Raw genomic sequence first — 19,203 nt, 5'->3', positions numbered from 1 at the left:
ACGCGCAAGTCTTTACCGGGTCTTCATGTCCGGTGCTTGCTGGTCTGCCCGCGGCTCACTGCCGCTGATGTCACTAAACCAGGGGTGTGCGTGACGGCCGTCGAATCCCGTCCTGCGGGGTCGCTCTCTACCCAGAGCTCCAGTCACCGGCCGTTCGGGGCCCGTGCCAAGGCGTTCCTGGCGCTGACGAAGCCGCGTGTCATCGAGCTCTTGCTGATGACGACCGTTCCGGTGATGTTCCTGGCCGCCGAGGGCGTCCCCGACCTGTGGTTGGTGCTCGCCACCTGCGTGGGCGGCTTCATGTCGGCCGGCGGCGCCGGCGCCTTCAACATGTACATCGACCGGGACATCGACGCGCTGATGGACCGCACCTCCCAGCGCCCCCTGGTGACCGGCATGGTCTCGCCACGCGAGTGCCTGGTCTTCGCCTACGCCCTGGCCGTGGTCTCCACGGTCTGGCTGTGGGTCCTGGTCAACCCGCTGTCCTCGATGCTCGCGCTGAGCGCCCTCCTCTTCTACGTCATCGTGTACACGATGTGGCTCAAGCGGCGCACGGCCCAGAACATCGTCTGGGGCGGCATCGCCGGCTGCATGCCGGTCTTCGTGGGCTGGTCGGCGGTGACCAACTCGGTCTCCTGGGCCGGCGTGGTCCTCTTCCTCGTCATCTTCTTCTGGACGCCGCCGCACTACTGGCCGCTGTCGATGAAGGTCAAGGAGGACTACGCGCGCGTCGGCGTGCCGATGCTGCCGGTCGTCGCGGGCAACAAGGTCGTCGCCCGCCAGATCGTCCTCTACAGCTGGGTCATGGTCGCGGTCTCGCTGGCGCTGTGGCCGCTCGGCTACACCGGCTGGTTCTACCCCGCGGTCGCGGCCGTCCTCGGCGCCTTCTGGCTCAAGGAGGCCCACGCCCTCCAGAGCCGGGCCAAGGCCGGCGTCACGGGAGCCAAGCTCAAGGAGATGCGGCTCTTCCACTGGTCCATCACCTACGTCTCGCTGCTGTTCGTCGCCGTGGCGGTGGACCCCTTCCTGCGCTGAGCCGCGCGCCCGCACCGTCGCCCCCGGGGCGGCGCCCCCACCCCGGGGGCGCCGCCCCGAACGCGTGGCGCAGGCCACGCGGCGCATCCGTCGCCAAGATGATCTACCGATCGGTAGCATCCTGGGCATGGCAGACACCGAGCAGGCCGTAGACCCGACCGAAGAGAGCCCGTCGCCGGCCGCCGAGCCCGCCGCCGACGCCAGGGTGGAGCGCCGTGCGGCCCGGCTGGCCAAGGAGATCGACGCGTTCGCGCGCACCCACGGCGGCTCCGCCGAGGGCCAGCTCGCGCACATCGTCCGTGGCTCCGTACGCATCGCCCTGGTCGGCGCCAACGGCGAATGGGGCAACCTGGTCGCCCCCTCGCGCGACGTCGCCGACCGGGCTGTCGAGCTGTCCGGTCTGACCGTGCGCGACGACTTCGGCGGCGAGCTGGCCGCGAAGGTCCGCACAGGGCCGTACGAGTGGACACGGATGGCCGGTATCCAGCTCGGCGGGCCCCGCAACCCGTAGCCTTCCCAGCACCGACACCTCACGCGGTCCGCGCGCGCTCGACCGCCCGGGGACCGGTACGGGCAGGAGACGCGGATGCTGCTGGACGGCCCCGAGCGGCGACCCACCGCCCCGCCGTCCTTCCGCCACCCGGACCCGACCCGGCAGGGCCGACCCCGACCGACACCCGCGACCGAGCCCGGCTCCGCCGACGACGAGGAGCCGGGCTTCGCGCTGCCGCCCCTGGTGGACCAGCACGGGCTGGGCGTCTCGCATGGTGAAACCGGGCTCGGCTCATTTGAGTCACATCTGGCCACCGCCACGGGCTCGCTCGGCCCCGCCCCACCCGGCACCACCTTCTTCGACACCTGGACCGGCCTCGCCGTCCGCCGCTGGTGCCCGCCGCTGCTGGGTGTCGCGCCGCACCGCACGCCCGCGCACTACCTGGCCGCGCGTCGCGAGCTCGGTGCCTACCGGGCGACGCGGCTGCTGCTACGCGGCTCCGGCGTGGGCGCGTACCTGCTGGTGACGGGGGCCGTGGACGCGCCCATGTCGGCCGCCGAGCTCGCCTCGGCCGCCGACGCGCCGGTCCACGAGATCGCCGCCATCCCGGCACTGGCCGCGCGGGCCGCCGACACGGCGCACACCGCGCGCGGCTTCCTCTCCTCGGCCGCCGACGCCCTGGAACACGCCGCGCGGCGGGCGGCGGCCTTCGCCATCGCGCCGGGGCCGGTGCCCGCCACGCCGCCGGACGCCGCGCTGGTACGCCGCGCCGCCGACCACTGGTTGCGCGCCCGCGCGCGCGGGACGGCGCCACGGGACCCGGTGCTGTTGCACCATCTGCTCTGGTGCGCCGTCGCCACCGGCACGCCGGTCCAGCTGCACTGCCCGGAGCCCGACCGGGTCGCCGACTTCCTGGCCGCCACGGCCGGCGTCGGTACGGACGTGGTGCTGCTGCCCGGCCCCGGCGCGCACCGGCGGGCGGCGCGGCTCGCGGCGGTCTTCCCCCACGTGTACGCGGACGTGGGGCCCGCGCCGCAGGAGACGCTGCGCCTGGCGCCGTTCGGGAAGCTGCTGTTCTCGACGGGCGCGCGGGCCCTGCCGGAGCTGTACGTGGTCGCCGCGCGTCAGTTCGCCGAAGCGATGGCCGCACTGGTCGAGGACTGGACTGCCGAGGGGGTGTGCGCGCCGGCGCAGGCGCGGCGCATCGCCTCGCTGGTGGCGGCGGGCAACGCCCGGCGCGTCTACCGGCTGGCGGCGGCCGGCTCCCCGGCGGGCTGAAGCGCCTCGTGCTCGCCCGAGGGCGCGGGGACGGCCGCGACGGGCCCCCGCTCGCGCAGCGCGAGGAAGACCCGCAGCACCGCGATCCACACCAGGCAGGAGCCGAGCATGTGCATCCCGACGACGAACTCCGGCAGGTGCGTGAAGTACTGGACGTAGCCGATCAGGCCCTGGGAGAGCAGTACGGCGAACAGCTCGACCACCCGGCGCGAGGCGGCCGCGGGGGCGCGTACGGCCCGCAGCGTGAACCACAGGGCGACGGTCAGGCCGAAGACGATGTAGACGAAGTCCACATGGAGCTGGGTGATCTCCTGCCAGTCCAGCGGGATGCGGTGCACCCGCCGCGCGTCACCCGCGTGCGGTCCCGAGCCGGTGACCACGGTGCCGATGACGATCAGCGCGGCGGTCGCGGCGACCAGCAGCCAGGACAACTGCCGCACCGCGGGGGCGACGAGCAGCCGGGGCGCGGAGTCGCCCTCCCGGGTGCGCTGCCAGGAGACCATCGCGACCGTGAGCAGCGCGGTGGAGATGAGGAAGTGCGCGCTGACGATGTACGGGTTCAGCCCGGTCAGCACCGTGATGCCGCCGACCACGGCGTTGCCCATCACGATCCAGAACTGCGTCCAGCCCAGTCGGGTCAGCGGGCGCCGCGTCGGCTTGGCGGCGCGGGCGACGATGATGAAGAACCCGACGACCGCGCACAGCACGTACGTCAACAGGCGGTTGCTGAACTCGATGACGCCGTAGATGCCCATGTCGGCGGTGGGCGTCAGGCTGTCGTCGGTGCACTTGGGCCACGTCTCGCAGCCGAGTCCGGACTGGGTGAGCCGCACGGCGCCCCCGGTCACGACGATGACCACGGCCATCACCACGGTGATCATGGCCGCCACCCGTACGACGCGCGCGGAGGGCGTCCAGCGGCGGGCGATCAGCTCAAGAGGGTTCCACGTATTCGGCACGGGCTCATCGTAGGCCGCACCTTGTGCACCGATTCACGAGGGGGTCGCGTGGCGCGCGTCGACCCCTTCGCCCCGCCCCGTGGCCCGGCCCGAGGCGCCGGTACGCGCACCCGGGCTTGCGCGCCGGCTACTCCCAGCGGAAGAAGCGCCCCGCCGCGCCCAGCCCCACCACGGCCCAGGCGGCCAGGACACCGAGCTGGGACCAGGGCACGCCGGCGCCGTCCCGCAGCACGTCGCGCAGGCCCTCGGAGAGCGCGGCGACGGGCAGCAGACGCAGCACGGACTCCAGGCCGTCGGGGAAGTTCGACAGCGGCACGATGACGCCGCCGCCGAAGAGCAGCAGCAGGAAGACCAGGTTGGCCGCCGCCAGCGTGACCTCGGCCTTGAGCGTGCCGGCCATGAGCAGCCCGAGCCCCGAGAAGGCAGCGGTGCCCAGCACGAGCAGCAGGGCCACGGTGGCCGGGTCGCCGTGCGGCGACCAGCCCAGCGCGAGGGCGACCGCCGTCAGCAGCGCGACCTGGAGCACCTCGGTGACCAGCACCGCGCACGTCTTGGCCGTCATCAGCCCCCAGCGCGGCAGCGGCGAGGCGCCGAGCCGCTTGAGCACGCCGTAGCGCCGCTCGAAGCCGGTCGCGATGGCCTGCCCGGTGAACGCGGTCGAGAGCACCGCCAGCGCCAGCACCCCGGGCGCCAGGAAGTCCACGGCCTCGCCGTCGCCGGTGTCCACCACGTCGACCGTGCTGAACAGGGTCAACAGCAGCGTCGGGATGATGACGACGAGCAGCAGCTGCTCGCCGTTGCGCAGCAGCAGCCGGGTCTCCAGCGCCGCCTGGGCGCGGATCATCCGCCCCAGCGGCGCGGCTTTGGGCCGTGGCGTGAAGGTGCCGGAGGCGCCGGCCCCGGTGGTGTCAGCGGTCTCGGCCCTCACGCGCGCAGCTCCTTGCCGGTCAGCTCCAGGAAGACGTCCTCCAGGGTGTGCCGCTCGACCGAGAGCCGGTCGGGCAGCACCCCGTGTTGGGCGCACCAGGTGGTCACGGTGGCCAGCAGCTGTGGCGTGACCTTCCCGGTGATGCGGTACGAGCCCGGGGCGAGCTCGACCGCCGTGCACTCCGCCGGCAGCGCCTTAAGCAGCGAGACCAGGTCGAGCCCCGGGCGGCCCGTGAAGCGCAGCGAGTTCTCCGCGCCGCCCCGGCACAGCTCCTCCGGGCTCCCGGAGGCGATCACGGTGCCCGCGTCGATGATGTGGACCTGGTCGGCGAGCTGCTCGGCCTCGTCCATGTGGTGCGTGGTCAGGACGACGCTGACGCCGTCCGCGCGCAGCTCGCGCACTAGGTCCCAGGTGGCGTGTCGGGCCTGCGGGTCGAGGCCGGCGGTCGGCTCGTCCAGGAAGACCAGCTCGGGGCGGCCGACGACGGCCATGGCCAGCGCCAGCCGCTGCTGCTGACCGCCGGAGAGCCGGCGGTAGACGGTCCGTCCGCAGCTCTCCAGCCCCAGTCGCCCGATGAGCGTGTCCACGTCCACCGGGTGGGCGTGCAGGGAGGCGGTGTGGCGCAGCATCTCGGCGGCGCGGGCGCCGGGGTAGACGCCGCCGGACTGGAGCATGACGCCGACGCGCGGGCGCAGCCGGGCGGCGTCGGCCCACGGGTCGAGTCCGAGCACGCGCACGGTGCCCGCGTCCGGTCGGCGGTAGCCCTCGCAGGTCTCGATGGTGGTGGTCTTGCCGGCGCCGTTCGGGCCGAGCACGGCGGTGACGCTGCCACGGGCGACGGACAGCGTGAGCCCGTCCACCGCCGTCTTGGCCCCGTACCGCTTGACCAGGTCGATCACCTCGACCGCCGGCGCCTCCCCGGCGTCCGATGGCGCGGGCCTGGCGCGGGGACCGGGGGCGGGCTCGTCTCGCATGGGCGGCAGTCTACGAAGCCTTCGCCGCCTCGCGGGCGGCAGGTCCGCACGGGGCCAAGGGGCCCGAGGGTGACGGCGCGGGCGCTCGTGGGGCGCGCGGCGCGGCGCGCTCGCCCGCCGGGGCGCGCCGGCTGCCAGACGGCACGGGCCCGCCCCGCCGCGAGCCGCCCGGCGCGGCCCGAACCCCGCGCGGGAGGGAGGTGCGGCGCGCGTTTCGGGCACCGCGCCCGAACCCCGCGCCCGAACCCCGGGCCCGGCGCGGCGGGCATCGGCCGGAGGCGGACGTCCCGGCTCGGCGGCCCGCGCTCTCGGGCGGCACCGGCCTCAGGGACGCCCGTGTGCCGGATGGCTGGTTCGCGAGCTTCCCCCGGGGCGCGTTCGCGCTCCCGCCTCGCCTGGGCCGCGCGCCGGTTCTGCGCGTCGCGCGGCGATCCACTCCGCGCGCCCCCTCGCGCGACGCGCCTCGACCGGGCGCGTGCTACCGCGTGCCGCGTCCCCGTCCCCGCAGGTCAGGTTCTGTGCCGAACGGGAGGTGCGAGTAGGCGTCACGTCCACCCCGCGACCTGCGACGCGAGCTCGGAAGACCCTCGACGGCGTGATCATTTGCGCAGGTCAACTTAGGTTTCCCTAAGTGACGCAGCCCACCGAGGCGGCTTCCGGAGCGGGTTGTATCGGCCTCGGGAATTACGCAACAATGGCGTTGTGAAATACGCGAGCGACGACCACGGAACCACGGTCCAGCCGGCCGTGGAAGCTGTCGCGCCGCCCGTATCCACCCACGACGACCAGCGCAGCACCCGTAACCGGGTGGCGCGCTCCATCCTCGACCACGGCCCCTCCACCGCCGCCGAAGTCGCCGAGCGACTGGGACTCACCCAGGCCGCCGTCCGCCGCCATCTGGACACCATGGTCGCCGAGGGAGTCGTCGAACCCCGCGACCGACGGGTGTACGGCGCCCGGGGGCGGGGTCGTCCGGCGAAGGTCTTCGCGCTCACCGACGGTGGCCGGGACGCCTTCGACCAGGCCTATGACCAGCTCGCCGCCGACGCGCTGCGCTGGATCGCGCAGTCGGCCGGCGGCGGTGTGATGGGGGAGGCCGCCGTGGCGGCGTTCGCCCGCGCCCGGCTGGCCGCGCAGGCGGCGGGATACCGGGCGGCGATCGAAGCCGCCGCCCCGGAGTCCCGCACGGAGGCCCTGGCCAAGGCATTGACCGCTGACGGGTACGCTGCTACGGCGCGCAGCGCGCCAAACCCTCACCTGGGTGAACAGCTCTGCCAGCACCACTGTCCGGTTGCGCATGTCGCCGAGCAGTTCCCGCAGCTCTGTGAGGCGGAGACCGAGGTCTTCTCCCACCTGCTCGGGACCCATGTGCAACGTCTGGCCACCATCGCCCACGGCGACGGGGTGTGCACGACGTTCATTCCCAAGAAGAACACCACAGCATCCGCAAGCACGTCCGGGAGGAAACCCGCATGACTCTCCCCACGGAGACTGCTCACCCCGAGCTCGAGGGCCTGGGCACGTACGAATACGGCTGGGCCGACTCCGACGTCGCCGGTGCCGGTGCCAAGCGCGGCCTCTCCGAAGAGGTGGTCCGCGACATCTCCGACAAGAAGTCGGAGCCCGAGTGGATGCTGAAGCTCCGGCTCAAGGGCCTGAAGCTGTTCGGCAAGAAGCCGATGCCGACGTGGGGCTCGGACCTGTCGGGCATCGACTTCAACAACATCAAGTACTTCGTGCGCTCCACCGAGAAGCAGGCCGCGAGCTGGGAGGACCTGCCGGAGGACATCAAGAACACCTACGACCGGCTCGGCATCCCGGAGGCCGAGAAGCAGCGTCTGGTCGCCGGTGTCGCCGCGCAGTACGAGTCGGAGGTCGTCTACCACCAGATCCGTGAGGACCTGGAGGAGCAGGGCGTGCTGTTCCTGGACACCGACACGGCGCTCAAGGAGCACCCGGAGATCTTCCAGGAGTACTTCGGCACCGTGATCCCGGCCGGCGACAACAAGTTTGCCGCGCTGAACACGGCCGTCTGGTCTGGCGGATCGTTCATCTACGTCCCGCCGGGCGTCCACGTCGACATCCCGCTCCAGGCCTACTTCCGGATCAACACGGAGAACATGGGCCAGTTCGAGCGGACGCTGATCATCGTCGACGAGAACGCCTACGTGCACTACGTCGAGGGCTGCACCGCCCCGATCTACTCCTCGGACTCGCTGCACAGCGCCGTCGTGGAGATCATCGTCAAGAAGGGCGGCCGTTGCCGCTACACGACGATCCAGAACTGGTCGAACAACGTCTACAACCTGGTCACCAAGCGCGCCGTGGCCTACGAGGGCGCGACCATGGAGTGGGTCGACGGCAACATCGGCTCCAAGGTCACCATGAAGTACCCGGCCGTCTACCTGATGGGCGAGCACGCCAAGGGCGAGACGCTGTCCATCGCCTTCTCGGGCTCGGGCCAGCACCAGGACGCGGGCGCCAAGATGGTCCACATGGCCCCCAACACCTCCTCGAACATCGTCTCCAAGTCGGTGGCCCGAGGCGGTGGCCGCACCTCCTACCGTGGCCTGATCGAGATCGGCGAGGGCGCCCACGGCTCCAAGTCGAACGTGCTCTGTGACGCGCTGCTGGTGGACACCATCTCGCGCTCGGACACCTACCCCTACGTGGACGTCCGCGAGGACGACGTGTCCATGGGGCACGAGGCGACGGTCTCCAAGGTCAGCGACGACCAGCTCTTCTACCTGATGAGCCGCGGCCTGTCCGAGGACGAGGCGATGGCCATGATCGTCCGTGGCTTCGTCGAGCCGATCGCCCGGGAGCTGCCCATGGAGTACGCGCTGGAGCTCAACCGGCTGATCGAGCTGCAGATGGAGGGCTCGGTCGGCTGACGCCCGACCCGCACGCCTCCGGAGCAGCACCTGTTTTCTGACGTAGAGAGAGAGCACCACGACAGCCATGGCTGAGAACACTCCCGCCGGCAGCACCACCGACGGCGCCATTCAGGTCGGGGGGCCGCAGCAGCCCATCGATGCCCGGGTCAGCGCCCCCGCCTCGTACGACGTCGCGGACTTCCCGGTGCCGCACGGTCGCGAGGAGGAGTGGCGGTTCACGCCGCTGGAGCGCCTGCGGGGCCTGCACGACGGCACCGCCGAGGCGCGGGGCGCGCTGCGGGTCGAGATCGCGGCGCCCGAGGGCGTCACCGTCGAGACCGTGGACCGCGAGGACCCGCGCCTCGGCCGGGCCGGCAAGCCGGTGGACCGCGTCGCCGCGCAGGCGTACAGCGCGTTCGAGAAGGCCACGGTGATCTCCGTACCCAAGGACACGGTGCTCACCGAGCCGGTGCGGATCGCCGCACACGGCGAGGGCGGCGTGGCCTACGGCCACCAGGTGATCGAGCTGGGCAGCTTCGCCGAGGCGCTGGTGGTCATCGACCACACCGGCGACGCGACGCTCGCCGCCAACGTCGAGTACGTGATCGGCGACGGCGCCAAGCTGACCGTCGTCTCCGTGCAGGACTGGGACGACAGCGCGGTGCACGTCGCCCAGCACACCGCACTGGTGGGCCGGGACGCCACGTTCAAGTCCGTCATCGTCACCTTCGGCGGCGACCTGGTCCGGCTGCACCCCCGGGTGATCTACGGCGGCCCCGGCGGCGAGGCCGAGCTGTACGGCCTGTACTTCACCGACGACGGCCAACACCAGGAGCACCGGCTGTTCGTGGACCACGACACCCCGCACTGCCGGAGCAACGTGGTCTACAAGGGCGCGCTGCAGGGCCAGGACGCACACGCGGTGTGGATCGGCGACGTGCTCATCCGGGCCGCGGCCGAGGGCACCGACACCTACGAGCTCAACCGGAACCTGGTGCTCACCGACGGTGCGCGCGTCGACTCGGTGCCGAACCTGGAGATCGAGACCGGCGAGATCGTCGGCGCCGGGCACGCCTCGGCCACCGGCCGGTTCGACGACGAGCAGCTCTTCTACCTGATGGCGCGCGGCATCACCGCCGAGGAGGCCCGCCGCCTGGTGGTCCGTGGCTTCTTCGCCGAGCTGGTCCAGCAGATCGGCATTCCGGACATCGAGGACCGCCTGCTCGCCAAGATCGAGGCGGAGCTGGAGGCGTCCGTCGGATGAGTACCCCGTTCGTACGAGCCTGCGCGCTGAGCGAGCTCGAAGAGGACACCCCCAAGCGCGTGGAGCTGGACGGCGTGCCCGTCTCGCTCGTCCGCACCGAGGGTGAGGTGTTCGCGATCAACGACATCTGCTCGCACGCGAACGTCTCGCTGTCCGAGGGCGAGGTGGACGACTGCGCCATCGAGTGCTGGCTGCACGGGTCGAGCTTCGACCTGCGCACCGGCAAGCCGTCCGGGCTGCCCGCGACGCGCCCCGTACCCGTATACCCCGTCAAGATCGAAGGGGACGGCCCAGAGGCTTCTGTGCTCGTCTCCGTCACCCAGGAGTCCTGAGGCACCCATGGCAACGCTTGAGATTCACGACCTGCACGTCTCCGTCGAGGCCGACAACGGCTCCCGGGAGATCCTGCGCGGCGTCGACCTGACCGTGAAGCAGGGCGAGACGCACGCGATCATGGGCCCGAACGGCTCCGGCAAGTCCACCCTCGCGTACTCCCTCGCGGGGCACCCGAAGTACACCATCACCGGCGGCACCGTCACCCTCGACGGGGAGAACGTCCTGGAGATGTCGGTGGACGAGCGGGCGCGCGCCGGCGTCTTCCTCGCCATGCAGTACCCGGTCGAGGTGCCCGGCGTCTCCGTCTCCAACTTCCTGCGCACCTCCGCCACCGCCGTCCGTGGCGAGGCCCCCAAGCTGCGGCTGTGGGTCAAGGAGGTCAAGGAGGCCATGGAGCGGCTCTCCATCGACCCCGCGTTCGCCGAGCGCAACGTCAACGAGGGTTTCTCCGGTGGCGAGAAGAAGCGCCACGAGATCCTCCAGCTCGAACTGCTCAAGCCCAAGGTCGCCATCCTCGACGAGACCGACTCCGGTCTGGACGTGGACGCGCTGCGCGTGGTGTCCGAAGGCGTGAACCGCGTGCGCGAGGGTGGCGAGGTCGGCACCCTGCTGATCACGCACTACACCCGCATCCTGCGCTACATCAAGCCCGACTTCGTGCACGTCTTCGCGCAGGGCCGCATCGCCGAGTCCGGCGGCGCGGAGCTCGCCGACAAGCTGGAGAACGAGGGCTACGAGGCGTACGTGAAGGGCGGCGCGACCTCGTGACCCCCGCACGCGAGGCCACCGGCCCGCGGCAGATCCACGACCCGCGGGCCGTGCCTTTCCGCTCACCCGCGGAGAGGGGCCCCGCGGGCCAAGCGACGACCGAAAGGGGAGGAGCGTGACACCGCTGCCGGGCCTCCTCGACACCGAGGCGATCCGTAAGGACTTTCCCGTCCTGGACCGCGTGGTCCACGACGGCAAGAGGCTCGTCTACCTGGACAACGCGGCGACTTCGCAGAAGCCGCGCCAGGTGCTCGACGCCCTCAACGCGTACTACGAGCGACACAACTCCAACGTCCACCGCGGTGTGCACGTGCTCGCCGAGGAGGCCACGGCGCTGTACGAGGGCGCCCGCGACAAGGTCGCGGCGTTCATCAACGCGCCCAGCCGCGACGAGGTGATCTTCACCAAGAACGCCTCGGAGTCGCTGAACCTGGTGGCGAACATGCTCGGCTGGGCCGACGAGCCCTACCGGGTGGACCACGAGACCGAGATCGTCATCACGGAGATGGAGCACCACTCCAACATCGTGCCGTGGCAGCTGCTCTCGCAGCGCACGGGCGCGAAGCTGAAGTGGTTCGGGCTCACCGACGAGGGCCGGCTCGACCTGTCGAACCTCGACGAGATCATCACACCCAAGACGAAGATCGTCTCGTTCGTGCTGGTCTCCAACATCCTGGGCACGGTCAACCCGGTCGAGGCCATCGTGCGCCGCGCCCAGGAAGTCGGCGCCCTGGTGCTCATCGACGCCTCGCAGGCCGCCCCGCACATGGTGCTCGACGTGCAGGCGCTGCAGGCCGACTTCGTGGCCTTCACCGGCCACAAGATGTGCGCCCCGACCGGCATCGGCGTGCTGTGGGGCCGCCAGGAGCTGCTGGAGGACCTGCCGCCGTTCCTGGGCGGTGGCGAGATGATCGAAACCGTCTCGATGCACTCCTCGACGTACGCCCCGGCGCCGCACAAGTTCGAGGCGGGCACGCCGCCGATCGCCCAGGCCGTGGGTCTGGGCGCGGCGGTGGACTACCTGTCCGCGATCGGCATGGAGCGCATAGAGGCGCACGAGCACGCGATCACCGAGTACGCGGTGCGTCGCTTCCAGGAAGTGCCCGACCTGCGCATCATCGGCCCGACCACGGCCGAGGACCGGGGCGCGGCGATCTCCTTCACGCTGGGCGACATTCACCCGCACGACGTGGGGCAGGTACTCGACGAGCAGGGCATCGCGGTGCGGGTGGGTCACCACTGCGCCCGCCCGGTCTGTCTGCGGTACGGAATTCCGGCGACCACGCGAGCGTCGTTCTATCTGTACTCCACGCCGGCCGAGGTCGATGCCCTGGTCGAGGGGCTGGAGCACGTACGGAACTTCTTCGGGTAGGGGCTGCTGACTCGTGAAGCTTGATTCGATGTACCAGGACGTCATCCTGGACCACTACAAGCACCCGCACGGCCGGGGGCTGCGGGATGGCGACGCCGAAGTGCACCACGTCAACCCGACCTGCGGCGATGAGATCACGCTCCGTGTGCGGCTGGACGGCGAGACCATCGCCGACGTGTCGTACGAGGGGCAGGGCTGCTCCATCAGCCAGGCGAGCGCCTCGGTGCTCAACGAGCTGCTGGTGGGTAAGGAGCTCACGGAGGCCGGCAAGGTTCAGGAGACCTTCCTTGAGCTGATGCAGTCCAAGGGCAAGATCGAGCCGGATGACGCGATGGAAGAGATCCTGGAGGACGCCGTGGCGTTCGCGGGCGTCTCGAAGTACCCGGCACGCGTGAAGTGCGCGCTGTTGAGCTGGATGGCCTGGAAGGACGCCACGGCCCAGGCACTGGGCGAGGGCACCGGGAGGAAGACCGCATGAGCGAGAACGCAACGATCACCAAGCCCGCCAGCGAGGAGGAGGTCCGCGAGGCGCTGTACGACGTGGTCGACCCCGAGCTGGGCATCGACGTCGTCAACCTGGGCCTGATCTACGGCATCCACATCGACGACGCCAACATCGCCACCCTCGACATGACCCTGACGTCGGCGGCCTGTCCGCTGACCGATGTCATCGAGGACCAGGCGAAGTCGGCCACCGACGGCATCGTCAACGAGCTGCGCATCAACTGGGTCTGGATGCCGCCGTGGGGCCCGGACAAGATCACCGACGACGGTCGCGAGCAGCTCCGCGCGCTGGGGTTCAACGTCTGAGCCACCTCGCCGTCCGCGAGTCCGGCGACGCCTTCGGGCGGTCGCCGGGCCGGTCGTCGGGAACACCGGGCGCAGAGGCCACCGCTGGCCGTCATGTCCCGGGAGTAATGCGCTGACACAGCCATGCCCGCCAGGCAGACTGGCGGGCATGGCTGTGTCTGTGTACTCAATCGCCGTCGACGCCCACGACATCAAGGCTCTCGCCACCTTCTGGACGCGGGTTCTGGACTGGCAGATCCTCTACGAGGACCCCGAGGAGATCCTCATCGGCGCGGACGCCACCGCGCTGCCCGGCATCGTCTTCCTCCGCGTACCGGAGGAGAAGGCCGGCAAGAACCGGCTGCATCTCGACCTCACCCCGGACGGTGACCAGCAGGCCGAGGTGGACCGCGTGATCGCCCTCGGCGCCCGGCCGGCCGACGTCGGCCAGGGGCCGGATGTCACCTGGCACGTGCTGGCCGACCCCGAGGGCAACGAGTTCTGCGTCCTGCGGCCCAAGCGGACACTGGTGGACTGAGCACCGCCTCTCCCGATCGGGCCGGCCCCCGCCACCGGGGCCGGCCCGAGCCGTCTTCCCGGCCGCGCCACCCATACGACCAGGACCGACCGCCATCCACCCGCGCTGTGCTGCGGGTCACACCCGCCTCGTGTCACGAACGGGCCGGCCCGCCCCATCCCGTGGTCGTCAACAGCAGACGCGGGAAGGGCGGAACCCATGAACGCACGGCACGAGAGCCACCCGGCGACCATCCACCGGGTGGTGATCCTGGGGGCGGGCTACGCGGGCCTGTCCGCCGCGGTCCAGCTCGCGGCCCGGGTGAGGCGGCACGGGGGCGTGTCGGTGACCGTGGTGAACGAGGGGGACCGTTTCACCGAGCGGCTGCGACTGCACATGACGGCCACCGGGCAGCGCACCGCCGAGCTGAGCGTGCCCCGACTGCTGGAGGGCGCCGGCGCGGGGTTCGTCCGCGGCTGGGTGGTCGCGATGGACGCGGACGAGCGGACCGTACACGTCGACGACGGGCGCGTCCTGCGCTACGACACCCTGGTGTACGCGCTGGGCAGTGTGGCCGACACGGCGGCGGTGCCGGGCGCGGGTGGGCACGCGTACGCCCTCGACGGCGCGCGGGACGCCCAGGCGCTGGGGGAGCGGCTGGCGCGGCTCGCCCCGAACAGCACGGTGGTGGTGGGCGGCAGCGGCCTGACCGGTGTCGAGGTGGCCGCGGAGATCGCCGAGCGGTATCCGGAGCTGGAGGTCGTGCTGCTGGGGCGGAGCGCGCCGGGCGCCGCGCTGGGCCCCCGGGCCCGAGCCCATCTGCGGGCGGCGCTGGAGCGGTTGGGCGTACGGGTACGGAGCGGAGTGGAGGTGGTCGAGGTGGGGTCCGACGCCGTCGAGCTGGCCGGCGGGGAGCGGGTCGCCGCGGACGCGGTGGTGTGGGCGAGCGGGACGCGCGGGTCCCCGCTGGCGTCGGCGGCCGGGCTGACGGTCGACGAGCGCGGTCGCGTGGTCACCGACGCCACGCTGCGGTCGGTCTCCCACCCGTGCGTGTACGCCGTGGGGGACGCGGCCTCGGTCCGGCAGGGCTACGGCGTGCTGCACGGCACCTGTCAGAGCGGCATGCCCACCGGGGTACACGCGGCGGTGTCGATCGTCCGCACGCTGCGGGGCAAGCGGCCTAAGCCGTTCCGCTTCGGCCACTACCACGCCCCGGTGAGTCTGGGCCGGGGTGACGCGGTCGTGCAGTTCACCCGCCCGGACGCCAGCCCGCGCCGCGTCTGTCTGACCGGGCGCGCGGCCGTGCGCTACAAGGAGGCGGTGACGTCGGCGCCCTGGTCGGTCTTCGGTCGTACGGCGAGGCTGCCCGCGGCCGGCGCGTTCTGGCCGCGCGGCGGTCGCTTCACCCGCGTGCGGGGGCAGCGGTGAGCGCGCCGACCCCAGACCCCGACCAGCAGGTCTTCCACCAGTACCGGAGCCTGTTGTTCTCGGTGGCCTATCGCGTCCTGGGCAGCGCGGCCGACGCCGAGGACGCCGTCCAGGACGCGTGGCTCAAGTGGTCGGCCGCGGACCGCTCGGGGGTGGCCGAACCCAAGGCGTACCTGGCGCGGATCGTGACCAACGTGGCCCTGGAGCGGCTGCGTTCCTCCCGCTACCGGCGCGAGACCTATGTCGGGCCCTGGCTGCCGGAGCCCATCCTGACCAGCGCCGACACCGCCGACGTGGTCGCGGACGCGGACTCGGTCTCGATGGCGATGCTGGTGGTGCTGGAGACGCTGAGTCCGTTGGAGCGTGCGGTGTTCGTGCTGCGGGAGGTCTTCGACTTCAGCCACGGGGAGATCGCCGAGGTGGTCGAGCGCTCCGAGGTCGCGGTGCGCCAGGCCGCCCACCGGGCCCGTGAGCACGTGCGGGCGCGCCGGCCCCGCTTCTCCGCCGAGCCGGGGCGGCAGCGCGCGGTCACCGAGCGGTTCTTCGCCGCCGCGACCGGGGGTGATGTCAACGCGCTGCTGGAGCTGCTGTCCCCGGACGTCACGCTGTGGACCGACGGCGGCGGCAAGGTGCGGCAGGCCAGGCGTCCGGTGGTGGGCGCGATGGCGGTGGCGACCTGGTTCGCGGCGGTCAGCGCCACCGCGTACGAGGGCGTCGAGCCGGCCGACATGCGGGCCGAGCTCGTCGAGATCAACGGCGGTCCGGGCGTGGTGTTCAGCGGCGTCGGCCGGGTGATCGCCACGGTCACCTTCGACGTCGACGCCACCGGCCGCATCGTCACCATCCACAATGTGGCCAACCCGGACAAGCTCCGGGCCGTCGCCACGGGCACCGTGCACGACGTGGGCGCGCGGTAGCGGGCCGCTCGGCCCGGGGTCAGCCGTGACACCCGGGGCCTTGGGCGGCGCGGGGTCACGCCGGCCCGCGCCGGCGTGACCCGGCTCTGGGCCCGGCCCCGGGCCCGCCCCGTCCCGGCCCGCGCATGGTGCTTGCTTGGGGCGGGCGGTCGCGGGCGGTCGCGGGGGCTCAGGCCGGCGCGCCCGTACGGTCCGGTGCGGTGACCGTCTCCCCGGGGTCCGGATGTCGGGCACCCCCGCCCTTCGTACGGTCCATCTCGCGCCACTCCGGCCGCAGGCCCGCCAGGTTGGTGGTGAGGAAGTACGCGACCGCGCAGGTGAGCAGCGTCGGCACGAGGCCGATGGTGACCACCGCCGCGCCGGCGAGCAGGCCGCCGAGCGGGATTCCGGACCAGGCCAGCGAGTCGCCGAGCGCGCCCACCCGGCCCCGCAGGTGGCGTGGCACCCGCTCGAAGGTGACGGCTCCCAGGACGGGGTTGATGAAGCCGGCGCCGAAGCCGCTGACGGCGAAGACGACCAGCACCGCCGCCAGCGGGGGGTCGAGGGCCAGGGCCAGGTATCTCGGGGCCCCGGCCAGCAGGAATCCGGCGAGCACCACCCACCGGCGCCGCAGTCGGTGGGCGACCGTCGCGGCGATCAGGCTCCCGCCGACCGCCGAGGCCCCCATCACGCTGCCCAGCAGGCCGATCACGGCCGGCCCGTTGCCGGACTCCCTGGCCCACACGGGGACGAGCACCGTGGACATCGCCGCGTCGAGCAGGTTGGTGATACCCACCGTGACGATGAGGGCCAGGAGCAGCGGCTCGCCACGCAGAAAGGCGAGGCCCTCGCCGAAGCGGCGCCAGTAGCCCGGTTCCGCCTCGCTCGCCGCCGCGCAGGTGGCGGGCGGGGCGGCGCTGGGCGCGCCGCCCATGTCGCGCGGCAGCGCCCACGCGATGATCATCGACCCGAGGGCGAAGCAGCCCGCGTTGACGGCGAGCCCCGGCACCGGCCCGAGCAGCGCGACCAGCGCCCCGCCGACCGCCGGGCCCACCGTGCCGGCGAGCCGCTCGATCACCCCGGACACGCCGGTGGCCCGCTCCAACGGAATCCCGGCACGCTCGGCCGCCTCCGGGACCATGACCTCCTTGGCCAGGTCACCCGGGCCTCGGGCGGCCCCGATCACCGCGACCAGGGCCAGCAGCGACGGAAAGGAGAGCAGGCCCAGGACGTGGAGCACGGGAACCACGGCGGCGGCGGTGGCACTGGCCAGGTCGGTGGTCCAGGAGACGGCCCGGGGGCCGATCCGGTCCACGAGCGGCCCGGCGAACGCCTTGACCACCACGTAGGGCGTCATCTCGCAGAAGACGACCAGCCCGGTCTGGGTGGCGCTGCCGGTGGTGACCAGCACGAACCAGGGCAGCGCCACGACCGAGACCCGGGTCCCGGTCAGCGACACGGCCATGGCCGCCAACACCCCGACCAGCGGCCGTACGGACCGCCCGCCGGATATGCCCGCACCGGGAGCCCGGCCCTGAGCCCGGGCCCTCACGCCGGCTCCGTTCCCGGCGCCGTACCCGGGGTGGTGGGCGCCTTGGGCGGAGCGGGGTCCTCCGGCGGGGCGGGGGTGGCCGGTTCGGGCAGGACGTGTGTGATGACGCCGACCCGTTCGGCTCCCTCGGGCGCGCTCGCCGCCGCCTCCGGCGTGTCCTGTCGGTAGCGGCTGACGACCTCCCGCAACTCGTGACGCAGGGCGACGGTCTCGGCGGGCGTGAGGCGCAGGGCCCAGTCGCTCAGGTCGAAGGTGCCCCGCCAGGCTGCGGGCAGTGTGCCCAGCTCGCTCAGCGCCTGCTGGGTGCGCAGGGTGTACGTGGCGGCGACGGACTGGAGGTACGTCAGCGTGGCCTCGGGCTCCTGGTCGGTCACCGCGCGGTCGGAGAGCTCCGTCGTCCGGTGCACCGAGCGCCACCAGCGCTCCCGCGCGTTGCCGCGCTCGGTGTCCTCCTCGACGAAGCCGGCCGCGCCGAGCTGGCGCAGGTGGTAGCTGGCGGTACCGGAGTTCACGCCCAGTCGCTCCGCGAGCCGGGTGGCCGTCGACGGCCCGTACGCGCGCAGCAGCTCGACCACCCGCACGCGCACCGGGTGGGCCAGCGCGCGCAGCCCCTTGGCGTCCAGAACGATCGAGTCCTGGCCGGCGGTCGGGCCGTCCGGCCCCTTCCACGTGTCTGTCATGCGGCTCACCCTAGACTGCGGAGATGTCTTTGCGAAGAGTTCTTCGCAAAGAAATCTCCGCAGTTTTCGGGAGCGGTCGCGGGCCGGCGGTCGGCGGCGAACTCGGGGCGTGTCCACGGCGATCCGCGCGTCGCCCGCCACTGTGTACGGGCGTACGCAGCGATGTGTACGATCGTCCACATGGTGTATCTGACGCTTGCCGGAGCCATCTCGGCGGAGATCACGGCCACCGTGGCCATGAAGTACAGCGACGGCTTCACGAAGCTGTGGCCCTCGCTGGGCACGGTGGCCGGTTACCTCGTCGCCTTCGTCCTGCTCGCCTACACGCTCAAGACCCTCCCCGTGGGCACGGCCTACGCGATCTGGTCCGGCGCCGGGACCGCCGTCGTCGCGCTGATCGGCATGGTCTTCCTGGGGGAGGCGGCGACGGCGGCCCGGATCGGCGGCGTGCTGCTGGTCATCGCCGGGGTCGTGGTGCTCAACCTGGGCGGCGCGCACTGATGGCCCGCCGGTACGACCCCGACCGTCGGCAGCGCATCATCGACGCGGCGATCCGGGTGGTGGCCGAGCGCGGCATCGAGGCGCTGAGCCACCGCACCGCCGCCGCGGCGGCGGACGTGCCGCTGGGCTCCACCACCTATCACTTCGCGACCCTGGACGAACTGCTGGTCGCCGCGTTGCGGCAGGTGTGCGCCGAACCGGGGACGGCCGTCGAGACGTGGCGACGCGCCGTGGCGGCGCCGGTGCCGCTCGCCGACGCGCTCGCCGATCTCCTGCTCGGCGCGCCGCGGGAGGACCTGGGCCAGGTCCGGCTCGCGTACGAGCTCTACCTGGCGGCGCTGCGGCGCGAGGCGCTGCGGCCGGTCGCGGCCGAGTGGATGGACGCCGTGGTCGAGATCCTGGCCCGCCGCACCGGGGACGCGGCCAGCGCGCGGGCCCTGCTCGCCCTGGCGGACGGGCTCCTGATGCAGGCCCTGCTCACCGGGCGCCACCTGGAACGGGCCGAGGTCCGCGCGGCCCTGGCCCGGATGACGGACTGAGGGGCGGGCACGCCCGGA

Annotated in this window: 21 protein-coding genes; 16 read left to right on the top strand and 5 right to left on the bottom strand. The window is 72.4% G+C overall.

Annotated features, from left to right (window positions below):
• Positions 1–90 precede the first annotated feature (90 nt).
• The 3 genes from ACFVFR_RS12795 (at position 91) to ACFVFR_RS12785 (ending at position 2,806) form a co-directional block, all read left to right on the top strand.
• Positions 91–1,035, top strand: a complete 945-nt coding sequence (locus tag ACFVFR_RS12795) for a heme o synthase (protein WP_383700449.1) — start codon at positions 91–93, stop codon at positions 1,033–1,035.
• A 127-nt stretch (positions 1,036–1,162) separates the two neighbouring features.
• Positions 1,163–1,546 carry a hypothetical protein gene (locus tag ACFVFR_RS12790; protein WP_383700447.1) on the top strand — a complete coding sequence of 128 codons (384 nt, stop codon included), beginning with the start codon at positions 1,163–1,165 and terminating at the stop codon, positions 1,544–1,546.
• Between the two features lie 75 nt (positions 1,547–1,621).
• Positions 1,622–2,806 (top strand): amidohydrolase, encoded by a 1,185-nt coding sequence (locus tag ACFVFR_RS12785; RefSeq protein WP_383700446.1) that lies wholly within the window; start codon positions 1,622–1,624, stop codon positions 2,804–2,806.
• Here ACFVFR_RS12785 and ACFVFR_RS12780 read toward each other — a convergent pair.
• From ACFVFR_RS12780 to ACFVFR_RS12770, 3 genes are all read right to left on the bottom strand, one after another.
• Positions 2,770–3,765: a heme A synthase gene (locus tag ACFVFR_RS12780; RefSeq protein ID WP_383700444.1), complete on the bottom strand. Its 996-nt coding sequence runs from the start codon at positions 3,763–3,765 to the stop codon at positions 2,770–2,772. The two genes, ACFVFR_RS12785 and ACFVFR_RS12780, sit on opposite strands and share 37 nt — an antisense overlap.
• Positions 3,766–3,892: 127 nt before the next feature.
• Positions 3,893–4,609, bottom strand: coding sequence for an ABC transporter permease (locus tag ACFVFR_RS12775; protein WP_383700701.1), 717 nt, complete (start codon positions 4,607–4,609; stop codon positions 3,893–3,895).
• Between the two features lie 80 nt (positions 4,610–4,689).
• Complete coding sequence (locus tag ACFVFR_RS12770; RefSeq protein ID WP_383700443.1) at positions 4,690–5,667, bottom strand: ABC transporter ATP-binding protein; 978 nt, start codon at positions 5,665–5,667, stop codon at positions 4,690–4,692.
• Between the two features lie 747 nt (positions 5,668–6,414).
• Between ACFVFR_RS12770 and ACFVFR_RS12765 the strand changes: the two genes are divergently transcribed.
• From ACFVFR_RS12765 to ACFVFR_RS12715, 11 genes are all read left to right on the top strand, one after another.
• Positions 6,415–7,143 (top strand): helix-turn-helix transcriptional regulator, encoded by a 729-nt coding sequence (locus tag ACFVFR_RS12765; protein ID WP_383700699.1) that lies wholly within the window; start codon positions 6,415–6,417, stop codon positions 7,141–7,143.
• A complete protein-coding gene (sufB, locus tag ACFVFR_RS12760) occupies positions 7,140–8,561 on the top strand; it encodes a Fe-S cluster assembly protein SufB (RefSeq protein WP_383700441.1) in 1,422 nt (473 codons plus the stop codon). The genes ACFVFR_RS12765 and sufB overlap by 4 nt, the downstream gene beginning before the upstream one ends.
• Positions 8,562–8,628: 67 nt before the next feature.
• On the top strand, positions 8,629–9,807 hold the full coding sequence (gene sufD, locus ACFVFR_RS12755; RefSeq protein WP_383700439.1) for a Fe-S cluster assembly protein SufD: 1,179 nt from the start codon (positions 8,629–8,631) through the stop codon (positions 9,805–9,807).
• Positions 9,804–10,139 carry a non-heme iron oxygenase ferredoxin subunit gene (locus ACFVFR_RS12750; protein WP_383700437.1) on the top strand — a complete coding sequence of 112 codons (336 nt, stop codon included), beginning with the start codon at positions 9,804–9,806 and terminating at the stop codon, positions 10,137–10,139. Before sufD ends, ACFVFR_RS12750 begins: the two co-directional genes overlap by 4 nt.
• 7 nt (positions 10,140–10,146) lie before the next feature.
• A complete protein-coding gene (sufC, locus tag ACFVFR_RS12745) occupies positions 10,147–10,911 on the top strand; it encodes a Fe-S cluster assembly ATPase SufC (protein ID WP_383700436.1) in 765 nt (254 codons plus the stop codon).
• A 115-nt stretch (positions 10,912–11,026) separates the two neighbouring features.
• A complete protein-coding gene (locus tag ACFVFR_RS12740; protein ID WP_383700435.1) occupies positions 11,027–12,283 on the top strand; it encodes a cysteine desulfurase in 1,257 nt (418 codons plus the stop codon).
• 13 nt (positions 12,284–12,296) lie between these two features.
• Positions 12,297–12,761 (top strand): Fe-S cluster assembly sulfur transfer protein SufU, encoded by a 465-nt coding sequence (gene sufU, locus ACFVFR_RS12735; RefSeq protein ID WP_383700433.1) that lies wholly within the window; start codon positions 12,297–12,299, stop codon positions 12,759–12,761.
• A complete protein-coding gene (locus ACFVFR_RS12730) occupies positions 12,758–13,093 on the top strand; it encodes a metal-sulfur cluster assembly factor (protein WP_383700431.1) in 336 nt (111 codons plus the stop codon). The genes sufU and ACFVFR_RS12730 overlap by 4 nt, the downstream gene beginning before the upstream one ends.
• 148 nt (positions 13,094–13,241) lie before the next feature.
• Entirely contained in the window at positions 13,242–13,610 is a 369-nt protein-coding gene (locus ACFVFR_RS12725) for a VOC family protein (protein ID WP_383700429.1), read from the top strand.
• Positions 13,611–13,808: 198 nt separating this feature from the next.
• Positions 13,809–15,017 (top strand): NAD(P)/FAD-dependent oxidoreductase, encoded by a 1,209-nt coding sequence (locus ACFVFR_RS12720; protein ID WP_383700427.1) that lies wholly within the window; start codon positions 13,809–13,811, stop codon positions 15,015–15,017.
• Positions 15,014–15,934 (top strand): RNA polymerase sigma-70 factor, encoded by a 921-nt coding sequence (locus ACFVFR_RS12715; protein ID WP_383700425.1) that lies wholly within the window; start codon positions 15,014–15,016, stop codon positions 15,932–15,934. The genes ACFVFR_RS12720 and ACFVFR_RS12715 overlap by 4 nt, the downstream gene beginning before the upstream one ends.
• A gap of 169 nt (positions 15,935–16,103) precedes the next feature.
• Here the strand turns inward: ACFVFR_RS12715 and ACFVFR_RS12710 are convergent, their stop codons facing one another.
• The gene (locus ACFVFR_RS12710) at positions 16,104–17,465 is read right to left on the bottom strand and encodes an MFS transporter (protein WP_383700423.1); all 1,362 of its coding nucleotides are present in this window, start codon (positions 17,463–17,465) and stop codon (positions 16,104–16,106) included.
• Positions 17,462–18,145 (bottom strand): ArsR/SmtB family transcription factor, encoded by a 684-nt coding sequence (locus tag ACFVFR_RS12705; protein WP_383700421.1) that lies wholly within the window; start codon positions 18,143–18,145, stop codon positions 17,462–17,464. Before ACFVFR_RS12705 ends, ACFVFR_RS12710 begins: the two co-directional genes overlap by 4 nt.
• Positions 18,146–18,325: 180 nt before the next feature.
• Between ACFVFR_RS12705 and ACFVFR_RS12700 the strand changes: the two genes are divergently transcribed.
• Together ACFVFR_RS12700 and ACFVFR_RS12695 are read left to right on the top strand one after the other, a co-directional pair.
• Positions 18,326–18,646 (top strand): DMT family transporter, encoded by a 321-nt coding sequence (locus tag ACFVFR_RS12700; RefSeq protein ID WP_383700419.1) that lies wholly within the window; start codon positions 18,326–18,328, stop codon positions 18,644–18,646.
• A complete protein-coding gene (locus ACFVFR_RS12695) occupies positions 18,646–19,185 on the top strand; it encodes a TetR/AcrR family transcriptional regulator (RefSeq protein ID WP_383700417.1) in 540 nt (179 codons plus the stop codon). Before ACFVFR_RS12700 ends, ACFVFR_RS12695 begins: the two co-directional genes overlap by 1 nt.
• Positions 19,186–19,203 lie beyond the last annotated feature (18 nt).

It is taken from the genome of Streptomyces sp. NPDC057702, from assembly GCF_042799315.1.
In the GTDB taxonomy this organism is placed as follows: Bacteria; Actinomycetota; Actinomycetes; order Streptomycetales; family Streptomycetaceae; genus Streptomyces.
Note: the sequence above shows the minus strand (reverse complement) of the source record. Positions and strands in the feature narration are given on the sequence as shown.

Bases quoted from the DNA above. Each gene is read 5' to 3' on its own strand.
- ACFVFR_RS12790 (WP_383700447.1), top strand. From the start codon at position 1,163: ATGGCAGACACCGAGCAGGCCGTAGACCCGACCGAAGAGAGCCCGTCG.
- ACFVFR_RS12750 (WP_383700437.1), top strand. From the start codon at position 9,804: ATGAGTACCCCGTTCGTACGAGCCTGCGCGCTGAGCGAGCTCGAAGAG.
- ACFVFR_RS12695 (WP_383700417.1), top strand. From the start codon at position 18,646: ATGGCCCGCCGGTACGACCCCGACCGTCGGCAGCGCATCATCGACGCG.
- ACFVFR_RS12700 (WP_383700419.1), top strand. From the start codon at position 18,326: ATGGTGTATCTGACGCTTGCCGGAGCCATCTCGGCGGAGATCACGGCC.
- ACFVFR_RS12775 (WP_383700701.1), bottom strand. From the start codon at position 4,609: ATGATCCGCGCCCAGGCGGCGCTGGAGACCCGGCTGCTGCTGCGCAAC.
- ACFVFR_RS12770 (WP_383700443.1), bottom strand. From the start codon at position 5,667: ATGCGAGACGAGCCCGCCCCCGGTCCCCGCGCCAGGCCCGCGCCATCG.
- sufB (WP_383700441.1), top strand. From the start codon at position 7,140: ATGACTCTCCCCACGGAGACTGCTCACCCCGAGCTCGAGGGCCTGGGC.
- sufC (WP_383700436.1), top strand. From the start codon at position 10,147: ATGGCAACGCTTGAGATTCACGACCTGCACGTCTCCGTCGAGGCCGAC.
- ACFVFR_RS12705 (WP_383700421.1), bottom strand. From the start codon at position 18,145: ATGACAGACACGTGGAAGGGGCCGGACGGCCCGACCGCCGGCCAGGAC.
- ACFVFR_RS12785 (WP_383700446.1), top strand. From the start codon at position 1,622: ATGCTGCTGGACGGCCCCGAGCGGCGACCCACCGCCCCGCCGTCCTTC.
- ACFVFR_RS12720 (WP_383700427.1), top strand. From the start codon at position 13,809: ATGAACGCACGGCACGAGAGCCACCCGGCGACCATCCACCGGGTGGTG.
- sufD (WP_383700439.1), top strand. From the start codon at position 8,629: ATGGCTGAGAACACTCCCGCCGGCAGCACCACCGACGGCGCCATTCAG.
- ACFVFR_RS12725 (WP_383700429.1), top strand. From the start codon at position 13,242: ATGGCTGTGTCTGTGTACTCAATCGCCGTCGACGCCCACGACATCAAG.
- ACFVFR_RS12730 (WP_383700431.1), top strand. From the start codon at position 12,758: ATGAGCGAGAACGCAACGATCACCAAGCCCGCCAGCGAGGAGGAGGTC.